Annotated in this window: 21 protein-coding genes; 8 read left to right on the top strand and 13 right to left on the bottom strand. The window is 41.9% G+C overall.

The window, feature by feature from the left end:
* Positions 1–131: 131 nt before the first annotated feature.
* Positions 132–386: a protease inhibitor I42 family protein gene (locus EO92_RS00845; protein WP_048134120.1), complete on the bottom strand. Its 255-nt coding sequence runs from the start codon at positions 384–386 to the stop codon at positions 132–134.
* Between the two features lie 496 nt (positions 387–882).
* Positions 883–1,980, bottom strand: a complete 1,098-nt coding sequence (gene dinB, locus EO92_RS00840) for a DNA polymerase IV (protein ID WP_048168729.1) — start codon at positions 1,978–1,980, stop codon at positions 883–885.
* A gap of 284 nt (positions 1,981–2,264) precedes the next feature.
* Here dinB and EO92_RS00835 point away from each other — a divergent pair, with 284 nt between their 5' ends.
* Together EO92_RS00835 and cbiQ are read left to right on the top strand one after the other, a co-directional pair.
* The gene (locus tag EO92_RS00835; protein WP_048168728.1) at positions 2,265–3,248 is read left to right on the top strand and encodes an energy-coupling factor ABC transporter ATP-binding protein; all 984 of its coding nucleotides are present in this window, start codon (positions 2,265–2,267) and stop codon (positions 3,246–3,248) included.
* Between the two features lie 37 nt (positions 3,249–3,285).
* Positions 3,286–4,092: a cobalt ECF transporter T component CbiQ gene (gene cbiQ / locus EO92_RS00830; protein ID WP_048142183.1), complete on the top strand. Its 807-nt coding sequence runs from the start codon at positions 3,286–3,288 to the stop codon at positions 4,090–4,092.
* Positions 4,093–4,166: 74 nt separating this feature from the next.
* Here the strand turns inward: cbiQ and EO92_RS00825 are convergent, their stop codons facing one another.
* From EO92_RS00825 to EO92_RS00815, 3 genes are all read right to left on the bottom strand, one after another.
* On the bottom strand, positions 4,167–4,988 hold the full coding sequence (locus tag EO92_RS00825; protein ID WP_048168727.1) for a nicotianamine synthase family protein: 822 nt from the start codon (positions 4,986–4,988) through the stop codon (positions 4,167–4,169).
* Positions 4,981–5,853, bottom strand: coding sequence for a nicotianamine synthase family protein (locus tag EO92_RS00820; protein ID WP_048168726.1), 873 nt, complete (start codon positions 5,851–5,853; stop codon positions 4,981–4,983). Before EO92_RS00820 ends, EO92_RS00825 begins: the two co-directional genes overlap by 8 nt.
* Before the next feature lie 303 nt (positions 5,854–6,156).
* Entirely contained in the window at positions 6,157–6,762 is a 606-nt protein-coding gene (locus tag EO92_RS00815) for a class I SAM-dependent methyltransferase (protein ID WP_235283107.1), read from the bottom strand.
* A gap of 823 nt (positions 6,763–7,585) precedes the next feature.
* Here EO92_RS00815 and cbiM point away from each other — a divergent pair.
* Both cbiM and EO92_RS00805 read left to right on the top strand, forming a co-directional pair.
* Positions 7,586–8,251, top strand: coding sequence for a cobalt transporter CbiM (cbiM, locus tag EO92_RS00810; protein WP_048168724.1), 666 nt, complete (start codon positions 7,586–7,588; stop codon positions 8,249–8,251).
* Entirely contained in the window at positions 8,248–8,553 is a 306-nt protein-coding gene (locus EO92_RS00805) for a PDGLE domain-containing protein (protein ID WP_048168723.1), read from the top strand. Before cbiM ends, EO92_RS00805 begins: the two co-directional genes overlap by 4 nt.
* Before the next feature lie 39 nt (positions 8,554–8,592).
* Here the strand turns inward: EO92_RS00805 and nth are convergent, their stop codons facing one another.
* Entirely contained in the window at positions 8,593–9,297 is a 705-nt protein-coding gene (gene nth / locus EO92_RS00800) for an endonuclease III (protein WP_048168722.1), read from the bottom strand.
* Between the two features lie 405 nt (positions 9,298–9,702).
* Between nth and purH the strand changes: the two genes are divergently transcribed.
* Positions 9,703–11,319 (top strand): bifunctional phosphoribosylaminoimidazolecarboxamide formyltransferase/IMP cyclohydrolase, encoded by a 1,617-nt coding sequence (gene purH / locus EO92_RS00795; RefSeq protein ID WP_048134099.1) that lies wholly within the window; start codon positions 9,703–9,705, stop codon positions 11,317–11,319.
* 921 nt (positions 11,320–12,240) lie between these two features.
* The gene (locus EO92_RS00790) at positions 12,241–12,876 is read left to right on the top strand and encodes a winged helix-turn-helix domain-containing protein (RefSeq protein ID WP_235283106.1); all 636 of its coding nucleotides are present in this window, start codon (positions 12,241–12,243) and stop codon (positions 12,874–12,876) included.
* Positions 12,877–13,157: 281 nt separating this feature from the next.
* Here EO92_RS00790 and EO92_RS00785 read toward each other — a convergent pair whose 3' ends face one another.
* The 3 genes from EO92_RS00785 to EO92_RS00775 form a co-directional block, all read right to left on the bottom strand.
* The gene (locus EO92_RS00785) at positions 13,158–14,081 is read right to left on the bottom strand and encodes a UbiA family prenyltransferase (RefSeq protein ID WP_048168721.1); all 924 of its coding nucleotides are present in this window, start codon (positions 14,079–14,081) and stop codon (positions 13,158–13,160) included.
* Between the two features lie 698 nt (positions 14,082–14,779).
* Entirely contained in the window at positions 14,780–15,619 is an 840-nt protein-coding gene (locus EO92_RS00780; RefSeq protein WP_048168720.1) for a class I SAM-dependent methyltransferase, read from the bottom strand.
* Between the two features lie 344 nt (positions 15,620–15,963).
* On the bottom strand, positions 15,964–16,566 hold the full coding sequence (locus EO92_RS00775) for an acetate uptake transporter (RefSeq protein ID WP_048161357.1): 603 nt from the start codon (positions 16,564–16,566) through the stop codon (positions 15,964–15,966).
* A 272-nt stretch (positions 16,567–16,838) separates the two neighbouring features.
* Between EO92_RS00775 and gpmI the strand changes: the two genes are divergently transcribed.
* Complete coding sequence (gene gpmI, locus EO92_RS00770) at positions 16,839–18,386, top strand: 2,3-bisphosphoglycerate-independent phosphoglycerate mutase (protein ID WP_048168719.1); 1,548 nt, start codon at positions 16,839–16,841, stop codon at positions 18,384–18,386.
* Between the two features lie 422 nt (positions 18,387–18,808).
* Here the strand turns inward: gpmI and EO92_RS17365 are convergent, their stop codons facing one another.
* Positions 18,809–18,985, bottom strand: a complete 177-nt coding sequence (locus EO92_RS17365; protein WP_156165689.1) for a hypothetical protein — start codon at positions 18,983–18,985, stop codon at positions 18,809–18,811.
* A gap of 165 nt (positions 18,986–19,150) precedes the next feature.
* Between EO92_RS17365 and EO92_RS00760 the strand changes: the two genes are divergently transcribed.
* Complete coding sequence (locus EO92_RS00760) at positions 19,151–20,107, top strand: beta-ribofuranosylaminobenzene 5'-phosphate synthase (RefSeq protein WP_048168717.1); 957 nt, start codon at positions 19,151–19,153, stop codon at positions 20,105–20,107.
* A 137-nt stretch (positions 20,108–20,244) separates the two neighbouring features.
* Here EO92_RS00760 and EO92_RS00755 read toward each other — a convergent pair whose 3' ends face one another.
* From EO92_RS00755 to fen, 3 genes are all read right to left on the bottom strand, one after another.
* Entirely contained in the window at positions 20,245–21,252 is a 1,008-nt protein-coding gene (locus tag EO92_RS00755; protein ID WP_048168716.1) for a cation diffusion facilitator family transporter, read from the bottom strand.
* Positions 21,253–21,330: 78 nt separating this feature from the next.
* Positions 21,331–22,587, bottom strand: coding sequence for an RNA-guided endonuclease TnpB family protein (locus tag EO92_RS00750; protein ID WP_048168715.1), 1,257 nt, complete (start codon positions 22,585–22,587; stop codon positions 21,331–21,333).
* Between the two features lie 178 nt (positions 22,588–22,765).
* Positions 22,766–23,782 carry a flap endonuclease-1 gene (gene fen, locus EO92_RS00745; protein WP_048168714.1) on the bottom strand — a complete coding sequence of 339 codons (1,017 nt, stop codon included), beginning with the start codon at positions 23,780–23,782 and terminating at the stop codon, positions 22,766–22,768.
* Positions 23,783–24,036 lie beyond the last annotated feature (254 nt).

Below are 24,036 nucleotides of genomic sequence, written 5' to 3'. Positions count from 1 at the left end.
ACTCGGGAAGCACAACCAGGGGAAAAAGTAGATTAAATATAAAGTGAGCCCACGGCAAGGTAGGGCGGATGGACTTAAACCAGAGAAGGTGGCCTTGTCAGGGCTCCAGGTCCCGTGACCTGTAAAAAGTATTATTCGGCATCAATATTGATCTCAAAGCAACTTGCTATCTGGTTACCCCTCCGGTATGTGCCTGTTATCTTTTGACTTCCCTGGCAAGTTACCTGAATGTCCCATACACGGTATCCCCCGCTGCCAGTCTCTTCTTCATCTTCAGGGACAAACCTGTCCCTCATTATCTGTAGACCGTTACTGGTTGCGATATCCCAGCTGAAGCCGCTGACTGGATTTTCCGGAAACTGGATTGTAAACGGTTTTTTAATCATATTGTCCCTCTCCTAACCGTCCTTATGCAGCCGTCCTTCCTTTCCCACTTTTAATATTTTTCGCCATTTTTTGTGAATTTCAGATAAAGTGTCGTTTTGAAGAAACCCACATGCAGAGGTGATCTTCATAAAAAATAGCCTCTTTCAAAAAATGGGGTAGGAATTCAGGTTATGGAAGCAATTTCAAAATGTTATCCTTATTATTATTGCATTTCTTGTTTGATAAATTTTATGAAAAAAATTCTCTCCCGGGTTAACAATAAAGTGGTAATCACAATAAAATAATTCCAACTAAGGCAATGGTCATTTATATACTGGTGATGTATATAAATTATGTAGGTAGATAGAATCCTGTACATCTATAATAGAGTAAACATAACTCTCGTAGAGTAAACATAACTCTCCTAACCTGTATAAACGACCAGGCAAACATAAAATCTAAACATACACAAACAGTAAGGTAGACATACTCCCAAACACCTGCACAACACAGCAGTCAATAATCAAAAAGGCTTTTCTGACCCTTTCTTTTCTGGAGCCCTTCTACCTTTATCCCCACGCGCCGGAGTTTAGTCCTGTTTTCCGAAAGGAACCCGCCCAGGATTTCCCGGGATACTTCAAGAAGTATTTCCTTTGAAGAGACTGCATGGTTGAGTGTGTGACTCCTGGTGTACATCCTGAAATTCGAGTTTATGGCTGTAACGGTTACAACCCTGAAGGAGAGTTCCCTTGAGTCCAGTTTTTCAATAACGTCTCCTGCTAGCCTATCCAACAGCGGAAAGATCAGTTCCGGGTCCAGAGTATCCTCAGACAGGGTTGCAATCCTTCCGATCTGCTCTGAGCCGTCCCTTTCCTTAAGGGGGGAGTCATCAATTCCTGCAGCAGCTTGTTTAAGCCACGTACCCCGGGATTTTCCAAAGCTGGAAATAAGTTTGATAACATCATACTCTGCAAGGTCCTTTACTGTAACTATGCCCATTTCCTGCAATTTTCTTGCAGTTATATCCCCTATCCCCCAGAGTTTGGACACCTTCAGCGGCCAGAGAAAAGCTTCCAGATCCTGCGGACTCACGACCGTAATTCCATCAGGTTTTTTTGCGGAGGAAGCCATCTTGGCAATAAGCTTATTTGGTCCGATTCCTATAGAGCAGGTCAGGTTCTCCTTTTCTTTGATTTCCTTTTTAATCTGCATCCCGAGCTCTAAAGCAAGGTTAAAGTCTCCCCCCGTCCTGTCGGTAATATCAAGGAAAGCCTCATCAATACTTATCTGTTCAAAGGAATCTCCGTTTTCTCCGGGGTCTGCATAGTTGCGGAGAATTTCCATGATCCTGTCTGAAACTGAAGTGTAAAACTCCTTCCTTACAGGCAGGAAAACGGCTTCGGGATTGAGTTTCTTAGCCCTTGAACAGGGCATCCCTGATCGGACTCCAAACTCTCGTGCAATGTAATTACATGTGCTTACAGATCCGCTGAGTTCGCTTCTTCCGGAGAGCATGCAGACCACAACTGCTTTTCCGCGGAGTTCCGGCTTTTCCCGCTCCTCAATGGCTGCATAAAAATAGTCCATGTCTATGTGAAGAATGACCCGGTGCATCACAGTAAAAGATGCGGGGAAGATTTGTATAATTATCTCTCAAGCTTTGAAACAGGAAAATTGCAGACAAAAGTGCAGACAATGGAGCACAAACTTAGAAACTCTCGTAAAAACATAACGCGCAAGCAGCAAAATGAACTCATGTGTCTTTAAAATAAAATGGAATAAATATAAAATAAAAACCATAACACATAAAAAAGATAACTTCATTAGATGTAACACGATTTTTGAAAAAATTATTTTTCAGCAGTTAAACACGATCTTCATACAGGACGTTTTCAAGTATGAGTATATCGAAGCTCCCACACACCTCAGAAGAAGCAAAATCTATCCCGAAAGAAATCGCAGGTCGGAGGAATCTTAATACAGGGGTCAGCTCCGAAAAAGCAGACCGGACCTCTGAAATAAGTGGTATTCCTATCCTTGAAGTCAAAGACCTCTGTCATAGATATCCTCATCTTGATTCAAACGCCCTTGATAATATCAACCTGAAAGTCTTCAAAGGGGAAAGGGTTGCAGTGCTTGGGGCTAACGGGGCAGGAAAATCAACTCTTTTTAAGCACCTCAATGGGATCCTTCGTCCTCTTTCCGGAGAAGTTCTGGTAAAAGGAGAAACTGTTACTAAAAAAAATGTCCGTATGTGCAGGGAGGCAGTGGGGATAGTTTTTCAGGACCCTGATGACCAGGTGCTTGCTCCAAGTGTTGAAGAAGATATAGCTTTTGGGCCTATCAATATGGGTTTGTCCAGAGAAGAGGTAGAAACCAGAGTTAAAGAAGCCCTTGAAATGGTGGGCCTTACAGGTTTTGAAGAGAGAGCTCCGCACCATCTGAGCGGAGGGCAGAAGAAACTTGTGGCAATTGCAGGCATCCTTGCCATGCGTCCGGAAGTTATTGTGCTTGACGAACCCACCGCAGGGCTTGACCCTTTGAGTTCAGCCCGCATCCTGGAACTCATCATGAAAATGAACCGGGAACTTGGAATTACCCTGCTTCTTTCAACCCATGATGTGGATGTTGTCCCTTATTTTGCTGAAAGGGTATTTGTGCTTCATCATGGGAGACTTGAGGCTGACGGAAGTCCGGAGGGGATATTCAATGACCCCGAACTCCTGAAGAAAGCTCACCTTAGACTTCCGAGAGTGGCTGAAGTATTCGAAATGCTCCGGCAAGAAGGACTCGATGTAAACATACAGATAACAGCCGAAGCGGCCAGAGATGAAATACTGCGGCTCATAAACTCTGGACAGCAAAAATCGGGGAATGAGTGAAAGCCGGAAAGAAGGCTCCTTACAGGAGATTATATTTATGGTAACTCTCACGGATATCGAACGCGAATCATATAAAAACAGTCCCATACACAGGCTTGACCCCCGGGTCAAATTACTCTTTGCGCTCGCGATAATCATTTATGTAGTTAGTCTGCCCCGGATTCACGAAAAAAATATGATTCACCTTTTTGCCATAGAAGTTTATTTGCTGCTTCTTGTGCTTGTTTCCGGGCTGGATTTAAGATATTTTTTCCTTCGTATTGTTGCGATTTTACCGTTCGGACTCGGAATTGCCCTTATCCAGCCTTTCCTGAGACCTTCCTTCATTGAAAATTATACTCTTTACCCATTTGACCTGCCTTTAGGGCTAAGTATAACATACGAGGGACTTGCTTTTGGGAGTACATTGCTTGCGAAATTTCTGGTCTGCATAACAGCCATCGTCCTGCTATCTTCCACTACACGGCTGAGAGACATGGTTTCAGCAGCAGATAGGATGGGCATTCCAAGGGAATTTACTTTGCTCCTGAGCATGATGGTGCGTTATCTCTTTCTGTTCTGGGCCGTCCTCAAAAGGATAAGAATCGCACAGCAGACCCGGCTCTTTGATATCTGGAACAAAGATGTGCCGAGGAGATGGGCCATCGAGCAGGTAGGAAATAGTATGAGCGCAATTTTCATACGCTCCTACGAGCAGGGAGAAAGGACCTATATCAGTATGCTTTGCAGAGGCTATGGAAGAGGGTATGAAAAAGCATATTATCGGACAAAAATAAGGATTCCGGATATCTTTTTTTTGCTCCTGAGCGCATGTTGCATATTATATATCCATCTTTATATCTGAAAGATCTGCTGCCTGAAAAGAGGCTAGAGTTGTATCGTTTTTGAAACTCGTTTTCTGCAGATCTCCAGAGGTTTTCATCTTTTTTTCAGAAATACAACCGTATTATTAACTGGAGGTTCCGGCTGAACCCTGAGGCATTCTTCAAATCCTGAAGGCAGCTCAAAGAGGGAACTGCCGTCCAGAACTCTCCGAAGACCTTTTTCGTAGAGGCGGTAGGAGACTTTGCTCCCCTCAGGAATGACTTTTGCAAGGTGTTCGAATACCTCCTTTTTGGGTTCAGCCTGGGCAGCGACCATGTAAAGGTCACAGCTGATTTTAAGGGGCAGGATGAAGTGGTTTCCTTCTATTATCTTGATGCTTTCGGAAAGACCGAGGCGGGCAATTACCTCTCGGGAGAGGCTTGCCCTTTTTCCATCCTGCTCAATTCCTATTCCGGAAAGGCCGTATTCGCTGCAGAGCACTATCAGACTCAGGGGGAGAGGGCCGCTGCCAAGAAAAAGAACACAGTCGTTGGGTTCCAGGCCGGAATCTGTATATTCGGTCCTGGCAAGCTGCAGGTAGTTCGGGTAAAATGTAAAATTCCGGAGAGTTTTCCACGGATTCGAGCTTTCAAGAAGGCTTTTTGCTTTTTCAATCTCAAGTTTCAGGTTATATAAAAACCGAAAGCGAGAGATCGCATCCATCAGATAATTAAAATCCGGGCTTTTAAGGATTGCATCAGTAGACTTTTCATCTACATTTAGGGCTGCAAGTTCATCCAGCCTTATAAATATGGAATGCAGTTCTTCAGAGGAGCTTTCCAGAATCTCTTCCTCTCCAAGATCATTTACCATAACAGAAATCTGCCAAAGTTCGGCAATTAAGGGCGCGGTATCGATTTTCGGGATGTTATTCACACTCCATGAAGACCAGGGTATTGTTTACCTTGCCAGAAGGGTAGATTTCAGTTATTTTTCGAAAACCCGTGGTCTGGTCCGGTTGGACTGGCCAGTAGAGCAACTGCCTCATTCCGCTATAGTTACGGTAGCACACCGAGGTTGGATTTTCAGGTTCTGACTTTCGATTTTTTATAATCGAATGGAGGTTCCTAAAGATGCGCTGTTTGGGTTCAGCGAGCCCTGCTACAAGCACAGAGTCCCAGTCGAGTTCTGCAAGTGTATTTTCATCTCCCTCGACAATACTGATTTCTTTTTCGAGGCCAAAGTGCTTTACACAACTTTTTGCCAGTACCACTGCTTCGGGATCCTTATCTACGCCGATACAGCGGATGCCGTATAGTTTACTAAAAATTAGCAGGGTAACAGGAAGGGGGCCGCAGCCTATAAAAGCCAGCACTTCAATTTTGGGGGAATTCTGGACATGGGTTTTAATCATATCTTCGTATCTGGAATACAGGGGAAAAGACTCCAGCATTTCCCAGGGTTCTTTGCAGTCCAGAATTTTTCGTGCAAGATGGGTCTCGTGCAGGCTGAAAAAATGGGTGTAACTGGTGTAGACAGCGGGAAGTAAGGATCTGATCAACGGGTCCCTGAGTAAGGCCTGACAGAGATCTTCAGCAACATCCCGATGCCCAAGTTCATCCAGTTCGGAGAAGATTTCATAAAGGTCGGAAAGATTCGCCTCTGCCTTTGTACTTAAATCCAGATCTTTAATATTGCTGTAAAAATGCAATATGTGAGACCTTATGTCGTATAATTGTGGCTCATATTCCTGAAATTTGAATGGAAAATTGTTGTCTTCAGCACTCAGTAAGCTGTTCATGAGATTAGATCCCTCGTTATTCCTCAACAATGAATTACAAAAAATATAATATGTGTATATTTTATGGGCAGTTTTCAAGATTCACATATAAAGTTTTGCATAATTTTCGACAAGTAAGTATGATAAAAAGTTTTGTTGTATTATGTAAAAAATATGAGGAAAAATGTAAGAGATCTTAATAAAACTCATAAATATAATAAGAAAATACAAAAAAATAGATTGTTAACGGAGTGATTATAAAAATGTTGGAGCATTTTAGGGAAAGTTTTGATTAAAAAATGCCGGGGTCAGAGAGGCTTAACCTCACTTTTTCTGCCCTGATATCAAAAAAATGGAGTTATCCCCCAGAAGCCTCTGCGAGAATGAGTGCCTATTTTTTTGAAACTCCTGAACCTCCCGGAGAGGATTGATTGCAGTGTTCACAAATCCGGTTTCAGAAAAGAGAAGGGAAGCATTCTCCGGACTCATTTTTTCATAGAGGGGGAGGGAATTCCTTATTGGGCCGTAGCAGTCCTTGAAAATCAAATTGTACTGGTTCTTTTTTGCAAACCTTGCAGCAAACTCGGAAAGCATTCTTTTGATACATTTGTCTGGTCGGGGATCAAACCAGTTGCCATCGATGGCAAAAATCATGCCTTCCGGTTTAAGGACTCTTTTCCATTCGCGAATTGCACAGGAAGGCTCCGGGAGGGTCCAGAGCAGGTATTTACTCACAACCAGGTCAAAATGACCGTCCTCAAAAGGCAGATTTTCCGCGTCTCCGTGGAATAAATCAATTTCAAGACCCATATTATCTGAATTATTCCTCGCTTTCTCTAACATGCCTGCGGAAATGTCTATGCCTGTTACCTCATGCCCCATCTCGGCAAAAAGGAGTGCGAGAAAACCAGTGCCTGTTCCCACATCCAATACTTTTAAACGCTTGTCGGAAACCAGGGAATTTTCAAATATTTGTTTCCAGACAGTGCGTTCTTCTTCATCAAAGCCATTTACTCCATTTTTGTAAGTGGAAGACCTGAAATTCCAGTAATTGGCAATAACTTTCTTGCAGTCTATAAATACTCCTCCATATAATACAAATCTGGCAATATACCAATGTACTTTTTTTTCACAACAAATATTACTAAAGCTTTAAATCGAATGAGTATATATTACTTAATGGCATAAAAAGGCAACTATGCAAAAATCAAAAATACATTGAAAAATGGGGACTATGTAAATTAACACCAACTTTTTTTCTGCGAATATATATTCGACTTGGTGGGTAATATGGGAATATTTAATCTGATTTAAAAATAAAAACACAGGTCCTGAAGATGACTTCCCTAAATAATTGTCTAAAAAAATAATACCAAAATGTATATATGTAATACTGAATTATCTAAGATATAGGAAAATCTTTAAAGAATTTGTTCCAAAATGAATGACAGTAACAGTAGTAATAGATTAATAAACTGATCTTTATTCACATTATAAAATTCTACAAATTTTGTTTTATGGGATTTTTATCCTCATCTGAAAAATATTCTTAAAAATATTTTTTGGATGTACGCCATGAACAAGGAGGAGCCTTTGTAATCTCTTCTGAGTTTTTGATCTATTACGGTCACAAGATACTGAAAACAAATCTAAATTTTGATGATTCCAGAATATATTAAAAAGTCTCTAAAAAGTCTCTAAAAAGTCTCAAGTGGGTAAATTAAAATTTAAATATAGAAAGAGGAAATGAAATATGCATATACCTGATTCGTTTATACCTTTAAGCCAGGCAGTTATTTACTGGGTTATTGCCCTTCCTTTCATTATAATGTCAATGAGATGGGCAAAAAAAGAGCTTGACGAGATGAAAGTACCGATTCTCGCTGCCCTTGCAGCAGGAATCTTTGCTATTCAGGCAATGAATATCCCTATAGGGATGGGTACTAGCGGACACATGGTAGGGGCAGCCCTTGTGGCAATTGTTTTCGGAAGCCCCTGGGCTGGAGTACTGGTACTTACACTCGTGTTGCTCGTGCAGGGTTTTGCCTTTGGTGACGGTGGAATCACCACCATGGGTGCAAATATCCTTAACATGGGTGTCATCTCCGGATTTGTCGGATATTATACTTATGTTTCCCTTCGCAAGAGTGTGGGCACAAGTATCGCAGCTTTCGGGGGCGCTTGGCTCGGGCTCTTTATCTCTGCAATGGTCTGTGCTGTTCAGATGTGGCTTGCGGGCACCTTCCCCCTGGTTCCGGGACTTATGGCAATGGGTACCTATCACCTGATAATTGGTTTTATTGGTGAGGGACTGATCACTGCAGTTGTAATCACCGCTATTGCAAAATCCCGTCCTGATCTCCTTGAGGATAGTTTCACTGCCAGACCAGAGAAGTCTAAGAAGGAGGTTCACGCATGAGTGGAAACTCTAACTTGAAATTCTTCTATGTGGGAATTGCGATTGCGCTTTTGCTTTCTGTCCTTGCTCCCTTCCTTGCATCTCCAGACCCCGATGGGCTTGAAAGTGCAGCAGGTGGCATTATTGAAGAATCAAAGATGTCTCAACTTGAAGAAATGGAACCTGCAGTAAGTTCTCCAATGCCTGACTATTCAATTGAAGGTATGGGCAAGGGAGGAGAAGTCCTGGCAATTGCAGTGGGAACACTTGCGGTACTGGCAATCAGTTTCGGGTTTGGAAAAGTGTTCAATAAAAAAGCCTGACCTTTTGAATTCAAAGTTTCCATCATCTCCACATTGAGGCTACAGGTCCATAAACATAATACTCGAAGGGCAGAACGGGTTCACAACACATGAGGAGCAGCGGGGTCGCCTCGCCCTGCAAACCCTCCTCCCATGATAAATAAAGGTCATGGAAATTGAATCAAGGTCTTCTTTTAAGGCAAGTGATATAAGGTCCTGTTCTATTTTTACAGGATCTGAATGCCTGGTAAAGCCCAGCCTTTTCGATACTCTTTTTACGTGGGTATCCACGGCAATACCCTCTATTACCCCAAAAACCCTGGCAAGCACTATATTTGCGGTTTTTCTTCCAACACCGGGAAGGGTTACCAGTTCTTCCATGGTCTCCGGGACTTCTCCACCGTAGCGCTCGACAATCAATTGCGCAGTAGCTTTGATATTTTTTGCTTTGTTTTTGTAAAATCCTGTGGAATAAATGTCAATTTCAAGTTCCCTTATGTCTGCGCTGGCATAGTCTTCGGCAGTCCTGTATTTTTTGAACAAATTTTCAGTCACCCTGTTAATCTGGACATCCGTTGACTGAGCAGAGAGCACGGTTGCTACAAGAAGTTCCAGAGGGTTGCTGTAGTTAAGAGACGGTTTTGCATCCGGGTACTCTTCCTTTAAAAGTGCCCATACCCGGTTAAAATTATGCCTGTTATCAGGAATCTCATACTCCTGCAAGGGCTCATTAGGTGTCAATTTCTTCGGTTTTTTCTCCTGCATCAAAGAACTCCATTACCATGTTTATTTTCCCGGCCTTAACCACAAGAACAGGTTTCTTAAAGGCATCTGGATTTCTTTTTATTTGACCTTTTCTGGGTCATGACTCTGTACCCCTATCCCCCTATACCACTTATTCTTTCTATTTCCAGGCAATAAGAATTTCATCTGAACTTTTCCTGAAAGAAGTTCCTGATGGTAGAGGGGCAGAAAAGATAGTTCCAAAATACCAACAACTTAAAGAACTAGAACCTCAAGAGATTCATGATTAAATGTTAACCGAAATGTTGTATTTGAGGAATTAAACTCTGATTTTTTTCAATAAAAAAAGTTTCTTATTAATAAAATAATATGTAAACCATAAGTTTTATAGCTAATAATTTTTAAACCAAATATATTGGTGATTTTTTGGTAAAAAGGGCATTGCTCAGCGTTTCAGACAAGACAGGAATTACGGAATTTGCACGCGGGCTTGAAGCACTCGGCGTGAAGATCATCTCAACAGGCGGGACTGCGAAAATTCTTCGTGATGCCGGTATCGAGGTTACTGATGTCGCGGAAGTCACAGGCTATCCGGAGATGATGGGGGGAAGAGTCAAAACTCTCCACCCGAGAATTCATGGTGGGCTCTTATGCCTGCGGGACAGCAAAGAACAGATGGCGGAGGCCGCAAAAGAAGACATTTCTCTCCTCGATCTGGTGGCCGTAAACCTGTACCCCTTTGAAGTAACGGTTTCCAAAGAGGGTGTGGAACTTGAAGAAGCCATCGAAAACATAGACATCGGGGGTCCTACCCTTCTCCGCTCGGCAGCCAAGAACTATCGCTCGGTAACGGTGATATCTGACCCTTCGGACTACGGGCATGTCCTTACGGAACTGCGCTCAAGCGGAATTATCTCCGACAAAACCCGTGCTGATCTTGCGGTTAAAGCTTTCAGGCATACGGCTGATTATGATGCAGCCATTGATACTTATCTGAGCAGGACCCTGCTTGGAGAAGATGTACTGCGCCTGAAATATACCAATGGCGTAAAACTTCGCTATGGGGAGAACTGGCATCAGGAAGCCTCTTTTTTTAAAGACCCTAAAATTGAAGGTCCGAGTCTGGCAAAAGCTGCCCAGTTGCACGGGAAAGAACTTTCCTACAACAACTATGTAGACGCCGACAATGCTCTTCAGACGGTCAAAGAACTGGGGAATACTTCTCCTGCTGTGGTAATTGTAAAACACAATAACCCATGCGGACTTGCTACTGGAGGCACACTCTTGCAGGCTCTGCAGGCTGCCTGGGACGGAGACCCGATTTCGGCTTACGGAAGCATAATCTGTACAAACGAGACTTTTGACCTTGAAGCTGCAACTTTTCTGAATGGGAAATTCGTCGAAATCATCCTCGCCCCTGACTTCAAGCCCGATGCCCTTGAATACCTGAAAAATAAAAGTGAAAATCTGAGGCTCCTGAAACTTCCGGAACTCAGAGAGGTTTTCGGGACGGAATACACCTACAAATACGTAATCGGGGGCATGCTTAAGCAGAGCCGTGATATGGGGATCTACGAAAAATGGGAGTATGTTACTGAAATCCCCTATCCTGAGGACAAACGCGCCCTCTCGGAGTTCTGCCTTAAAGCCTGCAAAGCTACAAAATCCAATGCTGTGACCCTTGCTCACGAATACGAACCTGGATACTTCATGGCACTGGGTATGGGGGCAGGGCAGCCTAACAGGGTGGACTCGATCCGCAAACTGGCAGCTACAAAGGCAGTTGAAAATCTAAAGGTAATCTATGAACGTGAGCAGCCTGCTGCACCCTTCGAAGAGTACTGCCAGAAGATTATGTTAGAATGTGTAATGGCATCAGACGCTTTCTTCCCCTTTGATGATAGCGTAGTCTATGCAGCAGAAAATAACATCCGCTATATTGTTTCCCCCGGCGGGTCGATCAGGGACAATGAGGTTATTGCTACTGCAAACCGACTTGGAGTTTCCCTGGTTTTTACAGGCATGCGGCATTTCCTTCATTGAAATATCAGTAAAGACAACGAAAAACTCAAGGTATACACTTGAGCTCAATGTAAAAACTCGAGTACCCTGCATTTAAGGGCAGGGTACATTCTCATTTTAAGCTTATTTTTCAGAATCTTATTTTAAGCTCATTTTTCAGAATCTTATTTTAAGCTTATTTTTCAGAACGGCATGATTTTAAAGATAATAGCTTTGCCGGAGTTGAAATTTTTATCTATTCTTACTTAAGTGTGCTGTATATGAGGGTTTGATTAACCAATTACTTTTTTAATTAATTAATACATTTGCGTACACATTTATTTCACTGCTGGATTTGCGTACTTTCATTAATAATTCCTCGAAAGGCTACATCAAATATCAATTTTTTATCCATGATTTTCAACCTGCTGGCTGAATATGTAGCTTTAATCCTTATATTAGTAAAATCATTTTATATCATCATCACACGAATATTTTTTGTAAAGTGTTACCTATTTCCCAACTGGATATCTTACGTTTTCGAAAGACTGGTACATATAATCTCTAAATATCATCAAAAATTATTAAGAATCAAGTCTACTCTTGAAAAAGATAATATATCTTGAATTCGTATACCATTCTAGCAATATTATATCACCCTGATATAACTGCCACCTCAATTCAATATAAAAGATGATAAAAATTAAAAAAATCAAATTACCTTCGCTTCAAATCAAAGTCGGAGAACTTATTTTTCCATAATAACTCTCCAATTTCTCTAAATACATTATAAAAAATCACGGGCTGATATGTGTGAAATCAACTGGACTTTTAAGCATCCTAACCTTTTCTGAAAAATGAAAAGATATTTTATTTCTACTTCAGGGGAGCCCAAAAACCCTTTCGGAGATCAGGGAATACTTCGATGTAAAATCACCGGAGATTCTACCTCGCCTGAAGGAAATGGAAACCGCGAATTTAATTATCAGACAGGAAGGACTGTATCAGCTGACTTCTCTGGGGAAAGTTGCAGCTATATATTACAAACCTTTCCTTGACACTCTGACAGCTATAGAAGCAAACGAAGACTTCTGGAAAGAACATGACCTTATAGCAGTTCCTGATATGTTGCTAAATCGAATTCAAGAGCTAAAGGAGTGCAGAGTTATAAAGGACGAACATGAACATATTTATGATTCCCATAAGGCGTTCATGGAAAATGTCCTGACTTCCGGTCGTTTTATGGGGTTTGCATCCATTTTCCTTCCCAGCTATCCATCGATGTTTCTGGAAATGGCCCGCAGGAATATCCCGATCTCCATAATTGTTACACCAAATGTCTTTTTTAAAATAAAAAGTGAGCATAACGCTGAAATTGAAGAGTTTCTTAAGTACAAACACACAAGTTTCCATGTCTACGACAGCGCAAAGGTAGCTTTTGTCGTAACAGACAGGTTTATGTCACTCTCACTGTTTTTCAAAAATGGAACCTTTGACCCGAGAAGTGACCTTGTGGGTTTTGACTCTTTATCACTTAAATGGGGAGAAGACCTTTTTAAACATTACAAAGAGGGTGCAGTTGAAATAAAGAGTCTGTAAACTTAAATGTTGTAATGTCCTGAGGTTGCGGATTTTCGGAGAGTCTGAAGGACAAACCTGAAAAACAGAATTGAAAGTATGGCTGAAGACGCTCGATCTTCAGTCTAACCTGTTTAAAGCCTATTTAAACAGGCTTTCAACAGATCTTTTTTACTAATACTTTTTGTAAACGTTTTAATTACATCAGGCTCCAGATGTATTCTCAGATCAAGTATCGGATCAAATATCAGATCGAGTCTTTTATCATAGTTTTTTATTAGAATCTTTTGTACAGTCAGGTCTTATGCAATCAGAGCGCTTGCAATCATCCTGAGTCCAAGAATCGAAGTTGATTCTCCGTCCACAAGAAAGGTCCTTTCAAGTTTTCTGGAAGAAAGGTTTTCATCCTCAGAATTTGTAAAGTTCTGGATGCATATCAGTCCGCAAATGAAACTGTAGAGAACTATAAGGGGTTCGAAAGCAAGGACTCCATGGATAAGGGCAATCCCGAGTGCCAGGTGGGAGATAAGGTGCATGGCAGTAAGAAGATTGCGGGTTTTCTGTGTTCCGAGGCTCACGGGAAGGGTCTTGATACCTGCAAGAGTATCTCCTTTAATGTCCTTGAAATCATAGATGGCAGAGTTAATAAAGAGTTTGACTCCAAAGAAAATAAAAACCAGAACAATAGGAACCAGATTTCCACACCCACTGCCTGCAAGGCCTGCAATAAAAATACCCCATGTAAGCCCCACAACAATATTCTTAATTCCAAGTCCTCCTTTGAGTTTCAAAGCGAACTTGCCGATTTTTATGCCTTTACTGTAAAGATAGCCAGTTATGAAAGGTATGAACGCAAGTGTAAGAATTCCCTCTTTTGCCAGTATATAAGTTCCTATAATAAAAGCCAGCAGTGAAATCACAAGTCCAACTTTTTTATTCGAGCCATTAAGTTCCGTCCGGTTTACGGTGTCTTCCTCGGCTCCCAAAGCTCTGTCAAGTGTGTATACAGTATAAATTATTAGACCACCTGCAATACAGGTTAGTATACTTGATTGAATATGAAGTAATAGAAATGCGAGGTGTATTCTTAATGCACCGGAGAATGCAACTAAAATAGAACTTTTCAACAGTTCGATGGTGGCATTTTCCTTTTTATATTCAGGGTTATTCGTTCTACGGTACTTGAAAATGTGTCCAAAACTTCCAGAAAATTCATTGGAGCTCATGAAACTAATACAGTCTGACTTTTAAATATAATTATTTCACTATAATATGGGCAGATCTGTATAATGGATAAACCATTAAACAATTTGTATCTCATTAAACTAACAATTGTGTGGATAAACTATCAATTATATTTATACAGATAAACTATTCGATCAGAAATTTTTAAAAAAAGCAACGGGATACTTTATTCTAAAAACTTGGACGCGCAAAAAACGTGTAATTCTACAGGATCAACCCTGTACTCTGAGTGTCGACGGCAAATTTATAACGAATATTTAATCTTCGTGAAAACAAAAATGACCCAAAATGAGGTTGTCGCCGGATTGACAATTTTCCTAACGATAACATACATAATTTTTGTGAAACATCAGATCCTGAGTAGCACGGGAATGGATTTCGGGATCTTTATGGTTGCGCTTTGTATCTCATCTCTTTGAGCAAGCGCCAGAGTTCGGGAAAAAATACAGGCAAAAATATGCAAAAACACAAGCAAAAGAGGGCATGATAACTTTGCCCTCCCTTTTTTATGGAGGGCAAAAATACCTTGTCTGAACCTTATATGTGGAAGTTTTCACGGAGGGCGCACGTGAAATACTACTATATCTCAGTTTCGTAAACTATTTTTAGTAATAATATTCACATATATATTTTATCCCGCAAGGGATATTTGAATTATTGTACTCGAAATCTTTTTCTTTTAAAAGGCAGAGACTTTCCACCACATCTTTACCCTTGTACTCCAGCCCTTCTGTACGAGAGCCCCATTCTCTTCCTCAAGTACTTCCTGAAGGTAAGACCTGAGAATTTCTTCTTGCTCAGGCGAAAATGCGGCATATTGAGGCTTAAAGTGCTCAAGAGCTTCTTCGAGATTTTTAAAGCGGTTTTTGTGTTCAAAAGGAAATACCTTCACATCTGGATAGATTCCCATATCGTAGAGTACGTTGTAAAGAACGTCTGCCTTTGGGCCCTGCCTGTACTCACACTCGTGCAGGATGGGCCAGAGTTTTCGAGAGTGTATGTCCCAGGACGTATCTCCTGCAAACCAGTAAAGGTAAACATATCCTGAAGACACGTCAATCATTTTTTGGATTGAGGCCCGGATATCTTTCATGCCCAGGGAGTAAGATGCAAACACGACATCATAAGGGGGGCAGAGGTCAGGCTCTGTATCAACAGTTTCCCAGTCTTTATAGACGCAATCGATATTCTTTATTCCGTAAGTCTCGATATTTTGTTTCAGAATCTCCATCATCCCTTCTGCAGGCTCGACTGCTGTTACATTTGCAACTCTCTCCGCAAGAGGAATTGCCAGGCTTCCGGGGCCTGCCCCGATGTCAAGGACTCTGGACTCCGGGGAAAGAACCATCCCAGTCAGGGTTTTTTCAATCCTATCCTTATTTTCCAGAGACATTTCCCAGAAACGTCTGGCGTTCTCTTTCCTTTTCCACATGTTTGTACAATCAGTATTCATCTGCGTTTTACTCTGCAACTCCATTCTTTCTTTCCAGAGCTCATTCCAGTCGATTTTTATATCCATTCTGCTTCCTCGTTAATTTGCTTAGTTTTAATACGAATAATATAAAAAAACAAATGCGTATTAAGAAATAAGTATTTTTCTAAAAAATCGCATAAATATATGAAACCAAATACTCTATGTCAAAAAGCGATCCGAACTAAATGACCGCGATAAAAATGGGCAAAAAATATACACAAAAAATAGGCGATAAAAACAGCTAATAAATAGACATAGTCAAAAAAATAAGTCCACTAAAAATAGCTGATAATATAGATAATGGGGAATAAATAAGTATGAAAGTTTAATATAAAAAAAATCCGGGCTTAAGAGCCCGAAAAAATATTCCTTAACTGTCACACGCTTTTTCAGAGAGGAACCATCTTTTTCCCGTAAGCCTCGTTCAGTACCTGGCCCATGGCAGTGTAAATGGCTGAAAGTCCTGTAAGGATTCCTTCATAACCAGCGATTTTGAGTATTGCTGCACTGCCAAGGTAGTTTCCTGCGGCTAACAAGAAGAACAGGATTGTAAGAGTCAGGAAAACAACAGAGAGAGCCCTTGAGCCTTTTAGTGTGCCTATGAACATGAAAAGGGTGAAAACTCCCCACATGAAGAGGTATGCGGCAAATGGGAACGCCTCAGTAGCAAACATTGAATAGCCTTCAGGCTTAGGGATTAAAACAAGGCCCACAAGAGAAAGCCAGAAAAGTCCATATGATGTAAAAGCCGTGGCTCCGAACGTATTGCCTTTTTTCCATTCCTCAATCCCTGCAATGACCTGAGCTAATCCACCATAGAAAATGCCCATAGATAGGATCATCGAATTCATCGGATAGAAGCCTGCATTGTGTATATTCAAAAGCACAGTTGTCATTCCGAAACCCATCAAACCCAGAGGAGCAGGGTTTGCGGTTAAATCCGCTATCTTTACACTACTAATATTTGTAATATCTTTGACGCTTTGACTCATAAAATCCAATCCTCCTTCCCGTTAATCGGAGATTTCGCCTGAACTTCCTATAAAAACTACATAGAGACACTCTGCCGTTTTTGATGTCTCTTTTTACCTTTTAATTTAGTATGTAATTATTAATACTTATATTTACGGACAGTAAATAAATTTTCAATACATCATAAATATATAATACATAATTTTTTATGCAGCTATTAGAGACTCTTCTAACCGGATATTATGGAGTTTCATAACAAGCTATTTATGAACATGTGTGGAATTCCCTTCATATGACTCAGGCAAGAAGACCTCTTATGCTTATGATCCTTGATGGCTGGGGCTACAGGGAAGCCGAAGAAGGAAATGCTATTCTGGCAGCCAGAACTCCAAACCTCGATCGCCTGCTGAAAGAATACCCATGGTGCTTTTTAGAATGCTCAGGGGAAGCCGTAGGTCTGCCAGAAGGTCAGATGGGAAACTCTGAAGTCGGCCATCTGAATATAGGGGCAGGAAGAGTTGTTTACCAGGACCTTACAAGAATAAACCTCTCTGTCAGGAACGGAGACTTTTTCAAAAACTCTGTTTTGCTGAATGCAATTTCAAACGCAAAGCTCAATGATTCAAGCCTGCATCTCATGGGGCTTGTCTCTTACGGAGGCGTTCACAGTTATATGACCCACCTTCATGCCCTTATTAAACTTGCACAGGAAAAAGGGCTAAAAAAAGTATACATACATGCTTTTCTGGATGGGAGGGACGTACCCCCTAAAGCTGCTCTTGCAGATATCAGGGAACTTGATGCGTTTTGTAAGAAAAGCGGGAGTGCCAGGATCGCGACAGTATCAGGGCGTTACTACGCAATGGACCGGGATACGCGCTGGGAGAGGACAAAGCTTGCCTATGATGCCCTGACTCGTGGGGCAGCCCCGTATACAGCCATTAATGCTGAAACTGCAGTTTCTGAAGCCTATGATAGGGGAGAAACCGACGAATTTGTAAAACCCACTATAGTCACTGACCCTGAAGGAAATCCTGAGGCAGTCATACAGGACAATGATTCAATAATCTTCTTCAATTTCAGGCCTGATAGGGCACGTCAGCTTACCTGGGCTTTTGTAAATGATGATTTTGAAGGTTTCGTCAGGGAAAAACACCCGAAGGTTCACTATGTCTGCATGGCACAGTATGATGAAACCCTGGATTTGCCTATTGCCTTTCCACCTGAAAAACTGGAAAATGTGCTTGGAGAAGTACTTAGCAAGCAAGGGCTTGTCCAGCTTCGAATTGCAGAAACCGAGAAATACGCTCATGTGACCTTTTTCCTGAACGGTGGGCAGGAAAAATGCTATGAGGGGGAAGATCGCTGCCTGATTCCCTCGCCGAAGATTGCCACCTATGACCTCAAGCCCGAGATGAGTGCATATGAAGTTACGGATGAGGTGATCAGGAGAATTCAGTCCGGAACGTATGATGTAATTATACTCAATTTCGCAAATATGGATATGGTCGGGCACACCGGAATTTTTGAAGCCGCTGTACAGGCAGTAGAAACTGTGGATAACTGCGTGGGCAGGATTACGGAGGCTCTGGAAAAGGCAGGGGGTGTAGCACTTATAACTGCAGACCACGGAAACGCCGAACAGATGGAAAATCAACACACAGGAGAGCCGCATACAGCTCATACGTCAAATAATGTCAGATGCATTTACGTAGGAAACGGCGAAGTAAAAGCCCTTGAGAACGGGAAACTGTCTGACCTTGCTCCCACTCTCCTGGATCTTCTCGGGGTCCCTAAACCCGAAGATATGAAAGGCAAATCGTTAGTTGTAAAAGAGTGACGGTAAAGATAAAGTTAAGGGCAATAGTAAGGAAAGGAAGCAGTAACGAAAAAAACCAGTGCTTTTTATTTTCATTTAATTTTCTTTTTGCTTCTTTTCACTCTCTCTTTTTCTCTTTAGATTTCAGTTCTCATTTTCTTTTCTTCCTGTTTGCACCCTTAAGGTTTTTCTGCGGTTTTTAATATTTGCCTTTTTTCGGTTTAATTCTATTTTTTTCCTGTTGGGGGGGTGGTTCCTGATTAATTGGTTGATCTATTCCGGAATCCAGGAAGGAATCTTTTAGTTTTCTCTCCCTGTGCCGTAAGGGGCTGGGGCCGGCCTGTCAGCCAGATAGATACTTTCCTTAACCCCGATGTTTTTCAATTCAGGTTAATATAAGCGCCTCCGCCCGAGCTGACATTGTTTTTTTGTACTCAAAAACATCAACCAGGTAACAATGGATGACCTGTTGTTTTCTTACCGGTTTTTTCTGTCGCTCTTCGAATTCCTCTCACTCTCTTCCCTAACTCATTATATCTATTCATATTGAGTGGGGTTTCGTTAATACTTTTTATTACTGATTTTATTTCATTTGGGTTTCTGCCCGGTTCTTTTCGCATAAACTCATTTTTTTAAAGAGTTCCCGGCATCGGTTTTTATAATCAATACTGACTTTCCAGGCAGGATTTTTTTAAAAAGATTAAATATCAGCAGCTACAATAGAAAGTAAATATCGTGAACATATTATAAAAACCACAAATGTCCTCTTTGGGGTTGTACTACACATGATCAAAATAACTACTCCCAGTCGGCTTCACATAACCCTTATCGATATGAATGGTGAGATCGGGAGGGTGGATGGGGGAGCAGGGCTGACCCTTTCCTCCCCTAACATAAAAGTTACTGCAGTAGAAGCTGATGGAATCAAGATCGAGGGGCTTCAGGGATTTGCCGACCGCATGAGAAAAGCCGCAGAAGCCCTGCTTCCAGAAGGAAAAGGGGTCAGAATTCATGTAGAAGAACTGATTCCTGCTCATGTGGGCTTTGGATCAGGTACCCAGTCTGCCCTGGCTGCGGCAGCAGCTGTGAATGAACTGTACGGGCTTGGAAAAAGCGTTAGGGAACTTGCATTTGCAGTAAAAAGGGGAGGAACCTCGGGTATAGGAGTAACTGCTTTTGAGAAGGGGGGATTCATAGTTGATGGAGGGCACAGGTTCAAAGACAAAGGGGCTTTTATGCCTTCGGCCGCCAGCAGGGTGCCGCCCGGACCTGTACTTTTCAGAGAAGATTTCCCTGATTGGGATATAGTTATTGCAGTTCCCAATGAGAAAGGCATGTATGACCAGCAAGAGATCAATGTGTTTCAGGAATTCTGCCCCCTCCCGATAGAGGAGGTCAGGGAGGTTGCACATATGGTACTCATGAAGATGATGCCTGCCGTAATAGAGGGGGACATTGAAAACTTCGGGGCTGCGGTAAACCATGTCCAGACAGTAGGTTTTAACAAAAGGGAGAGCCTGATCTGGCCCGACTTCGTGAAGAACATTGCCTCCTTTATGCGCAGCCGGAGTTACGGAGCCGGAGTAAGCTCTTTTGGACCTGTAGTTTATGCCTTTGTGGATAACAGGGAAGAAGGCAGGCAACTTCAGGCAGAAGTCCAGAAAATGCTTGATGAATCGGTAGGTGGAATCACAATGATGACTCGAGCAAAGAACAGCGGGGCAGAGGTCTCTAAAGTCTGATCTTTAAGTCTGATCTTTAAGTCTGATCTTTAAGTCTGATCTTTAAAGTCTGATCTTTAAAGTCTGATCTTTAAAGTCTGAGCTAAATTCCGGGTTAAAGAATTTTGATGTCTTTTAAAGTCCGGAATACTCCAGGTTCAGTGAGAATTAGCAGGTGGAATATCGGGGTCATGTCCCGGAATGCGATGAAAGGCCTCTCCGGACGCTCCCAGAGGATCTACGTGTACAACTGCGTTTGACAGGTAATTCAGACCATGAAGCATCCTGTGCCTCACGTTTACCGCGATCTCATGCCCTTCCTTAACAGAGAGTCCGGATTCTACTGCGATGTTAACTTCAGCATAAAGCCTGTGCCCTAACCAGCGCACTCTTATCTCTGTAATATCCCTCACATCTTTTACCTGGCTGACCACCTGCCGGATATCATCAACAATCCGAGGGTCAACCCCATCCAGCATGCGGGAAAAAACAGATTTGCCTGCTTCCCATACTATGCGGAGGATTGCAACTGTGATCAGGAGCCCGATTATCGGGTCTGCGAGAGGATACCCCAGCCAGACACCCAGGGCTCCGAAAAGCACGGCAAGACTGGTAAATCCGTCTGCTCGGGCATGGTATCCGTCGGCAACAAGGGCAGCGCTTCCAATTTCTGTCCCTACCCTGATCCTGAACTTTGCCACAAGTTCATTTCCCAGAAAACCAATAATTGAAGCTGCAGCCACAGCCCATAGATAATCAACAGGCTGTGGGGAGAGAAGCCGGTGAACCGATTCATAAGCTGCAACTGCAGCACTGAGAAAGACAAGGAAAACAATTAAAAGACCTGCGAGATCTTCTGCCCTTCCGTAGCCGTAAGTAAAACTTTTGTTGGGTTTTTTTCTGGAGAGCAGGAAGGCAAATCCCAGTGGGATTGCAGTTGCGGCATCCCCGAAGTTATGAATGGTATCGGCAAGAAGGGCTACACTTCCCGAAACCCATACTACAAGAATTTGAAAGAGCGCGGTTAGCATCAAGCCGGCAAAGGACCATTTGACAGCAAAGAGCCCCCTATCCGTGGAAAGAAGTTCGGGGTCCACAACTCCGTGGGCATGGGAATATGAGTGTTCTTCTCCTGAATGCTCCGGTTCAGATTTTGTCAATCTCAGACCTTCCTACCTGTATGTCTCTGACGACGAGACTTTCACAAGTAATGGATTCAATGTAACGAAAATGTGAACTACCCGTCATTGAAATGACGGGCATCCTGCTTCACAGCTCTCTCTTTTGAGAATAACTCCGCAGGCTCTACCCTCTGTTCCAGAGGTGATTAGATTATTAATTGCAAATTGTTTAATGTTGATGGCTGCATTAATATCTCTGTCATGGTTTGTATTACAAGAAGGACAAAGCCATTCTCTATTCTTTAAAGTTAATTCAGAATTATGGTATCCACAAACATGACAATTTTTAGAAGATGGTTCAAACATTCCAATCTTCAAAATGGTCTTGCCAAACCATTGAGCCTTATACTCCAACTTTGTTACAAAACTGCTCCATGCAGAATCAGCCACAGCTTGAGCTAATTTGTGATTTTTAATCATACCTTTTATGTTTAAAGTTTCAATTGCAACTGCTTGGTTTTCGCGTATTAGTGACAATGAAACTTTATGCTGAAAATTATTTCTCTGGTTTGAAACTAATTGATGTTGTTTTGCAAGTTTCTTAACAGCTTTCTTCCGGTTTTTAGAACCTTTAACCTTTCTACTGACTCTTTTTTGTAGCATTTTAAGCTTATTTATGGACTTATTAAGAAACTTGGGGTTCTCAATTTTCTCCCCTGTAGATATGGCTGCAAATGTCTTGATACCAACATCAACACCTACCATAGTTGATTCGGAATATTGTTGAGTTACCGGATAGTTATTCAGATCCTCGGTTAAGATGCTAATGTGGTATCTTCCGGCTGATGTTCTGGAAACTGTAGCAGTTCTTAAGAATTCTGAATTAAGATCCTTCTCAACTATTATTTCGTTATTAATGGTAGTTGTTTTGATATGAGTTTCAAATAATTCAGGTTCAAAAAGGGGTCTATGTATGTTGATTTTAATCCAGCCAATAATGGGTAGAAAGATCTCAGACGTAGTTAAGTTAATTTTATAATGCTGAGGAACCTGAAAAGAGAAATGTTGTTTTTTCTTTAATTTCTCAGCTGGATAATCCCCCAATCCTTTAAAAAAACGTTGATAAGCATTATCTAAGTTTTTGTTTGCCTGTTGCAAAGATTGAGAATTAACATTCTTCAACCACGGATAAATATCTTTTAAGACAAGAATGTGCTTATCAAGTTCTGATCTTGAGATACTACATCCACACTGACTATATAAAATAGATTTAATATGAAGAAGTTTATTATAGAGAAAACGGACGCCGCCAAAATGCTGTTCAAGCACTTGCTTTTGGCCCTCTTCAGGATAAATCCTATATAAACTTCCTTTTCTCATATTTATCATGTATATAAAGGTTTTGAACTTACATTAAGCAAATAGTTATCGAAAAATGGCAAATATACGGAAGTTGACGGCATTCATCCCGCCACTAAAGTAACAGGCATTCTGCCTTCGTTTTTCGTAAAGAAGGGATCTGTATGGATGGGAATACCTCTTGAGCCCTTAAAACTCTTTAGAACCACTGGTCAAGGGTTTTCTGCCTGGCCCCTGAAGCCGCTTTAAGGCGTTCTACAGCTTTTTCTATCCTGTCTACGGAGAAGTCATTCTCCTCGCAGAGGAATTTGATGAGTTTTTCGGAATCAGGCTTGCCCCATTTAATTTCATAGTCGTCCGTAACATCAGGATGGGTAAAAAGTTCTTTTATACTGTCCAGACCTTCGATTTCCATCCCTTTTTCCCGGAGCACGGCGTGGATATCTCCATGCTTTTTAATCAGTTTAAGGGCTGTTTTAGGACCCACTTTTTCCAGTCCTTTGTTATAATCCGTACCCACACAGATTGCAATATCGATAAGTTGGTCCCTGTTGACCCCCAGAGCCTCGAGGGTTTCATCGAGTTCAATCATTTCAAGTCCGACATCAACATATACATTCTTTCCTGGGAGCTTGCGTTTTCCGGTGACAGCCATGTTGCGGACGACGCTCGGTGCTCCGAAAAGGAAGGAATCGTAGTCCTGGGAAGCAACACAATCAGCATCCTTTTTAAGGACCATATAGGCAGCCTGTGCTTCCCCTTCACAGGGAGCCTGTATCCATGGAATGCCCATTATACCGAGGAGGTATTTTGAATCTTCAACGATGTCCTGGTCAACCTTTGAAGAAGCCTGAGCATACTTATAAGCAGCTTCAAGATCCCCTTCTGCCTTTGCATTTTCCCACTTCTCCCGTGAAGATTCTCTAACTTCTTTCCTTCGGTCCAGGGTCCCGGATTTCAGGTCAGGGGGTTTACCATCAAAAATGAAAATAGGTTTGATACCAGCTTCAACAAGGTTTGCTGTCCTGTAGAGCAGCCCGGAGAGGTGTGAGGTCACTTTCCCGCTTGAATTAACCAGGGGACTTCCGTCTCTCTGGCGGATAATGCTCAAAAACTGGTGAAGGGTGTTAAATGCATCAATTGCAACCACCCGGTTTGAGAGGTCTGAAAGCTCTATTTTTCTTTTCTGAAGCAGATCTCCTATATCCGTGCCCATATTTTTTCCTCTGGTGTATGAAACTCTTTTTTAGCCTCAGGCTTCTTTACTTTTACTCTATCTCTAACTCTTTTACTGCCTTCGGGCAGTTACTATCCTCAGGCGGGTTTATTCGGTGATACCTTTTACTACCTTTATCTCGCTACCAGTATCTCCATCTACTGGACAATAGGCTTTATGTGTACTGAAGTTTTATGCTTGTTGCCAGATTAACGGCCTTTTGAGATGGAAGGGAGTTAAAAAGGAGATTTTCA

Origin of the sequence: Methanosarcina sp. 2.H.A.1B.4 (assembly GCF_000979385.1) — an archaeon.
In the GTDB taxonomy this organism is placed as follows: domain Archaea; phylum Halobacteriota; class Methanosarcinia; order Methanosarcinales; family Methanosarcinaceae; genus Methanosarcina.
The sequence above is the reverse complement of the archived record's forward strand: the minus strand, read 5'-3'. Positions and strand labels throughout refer to the sequence as shown.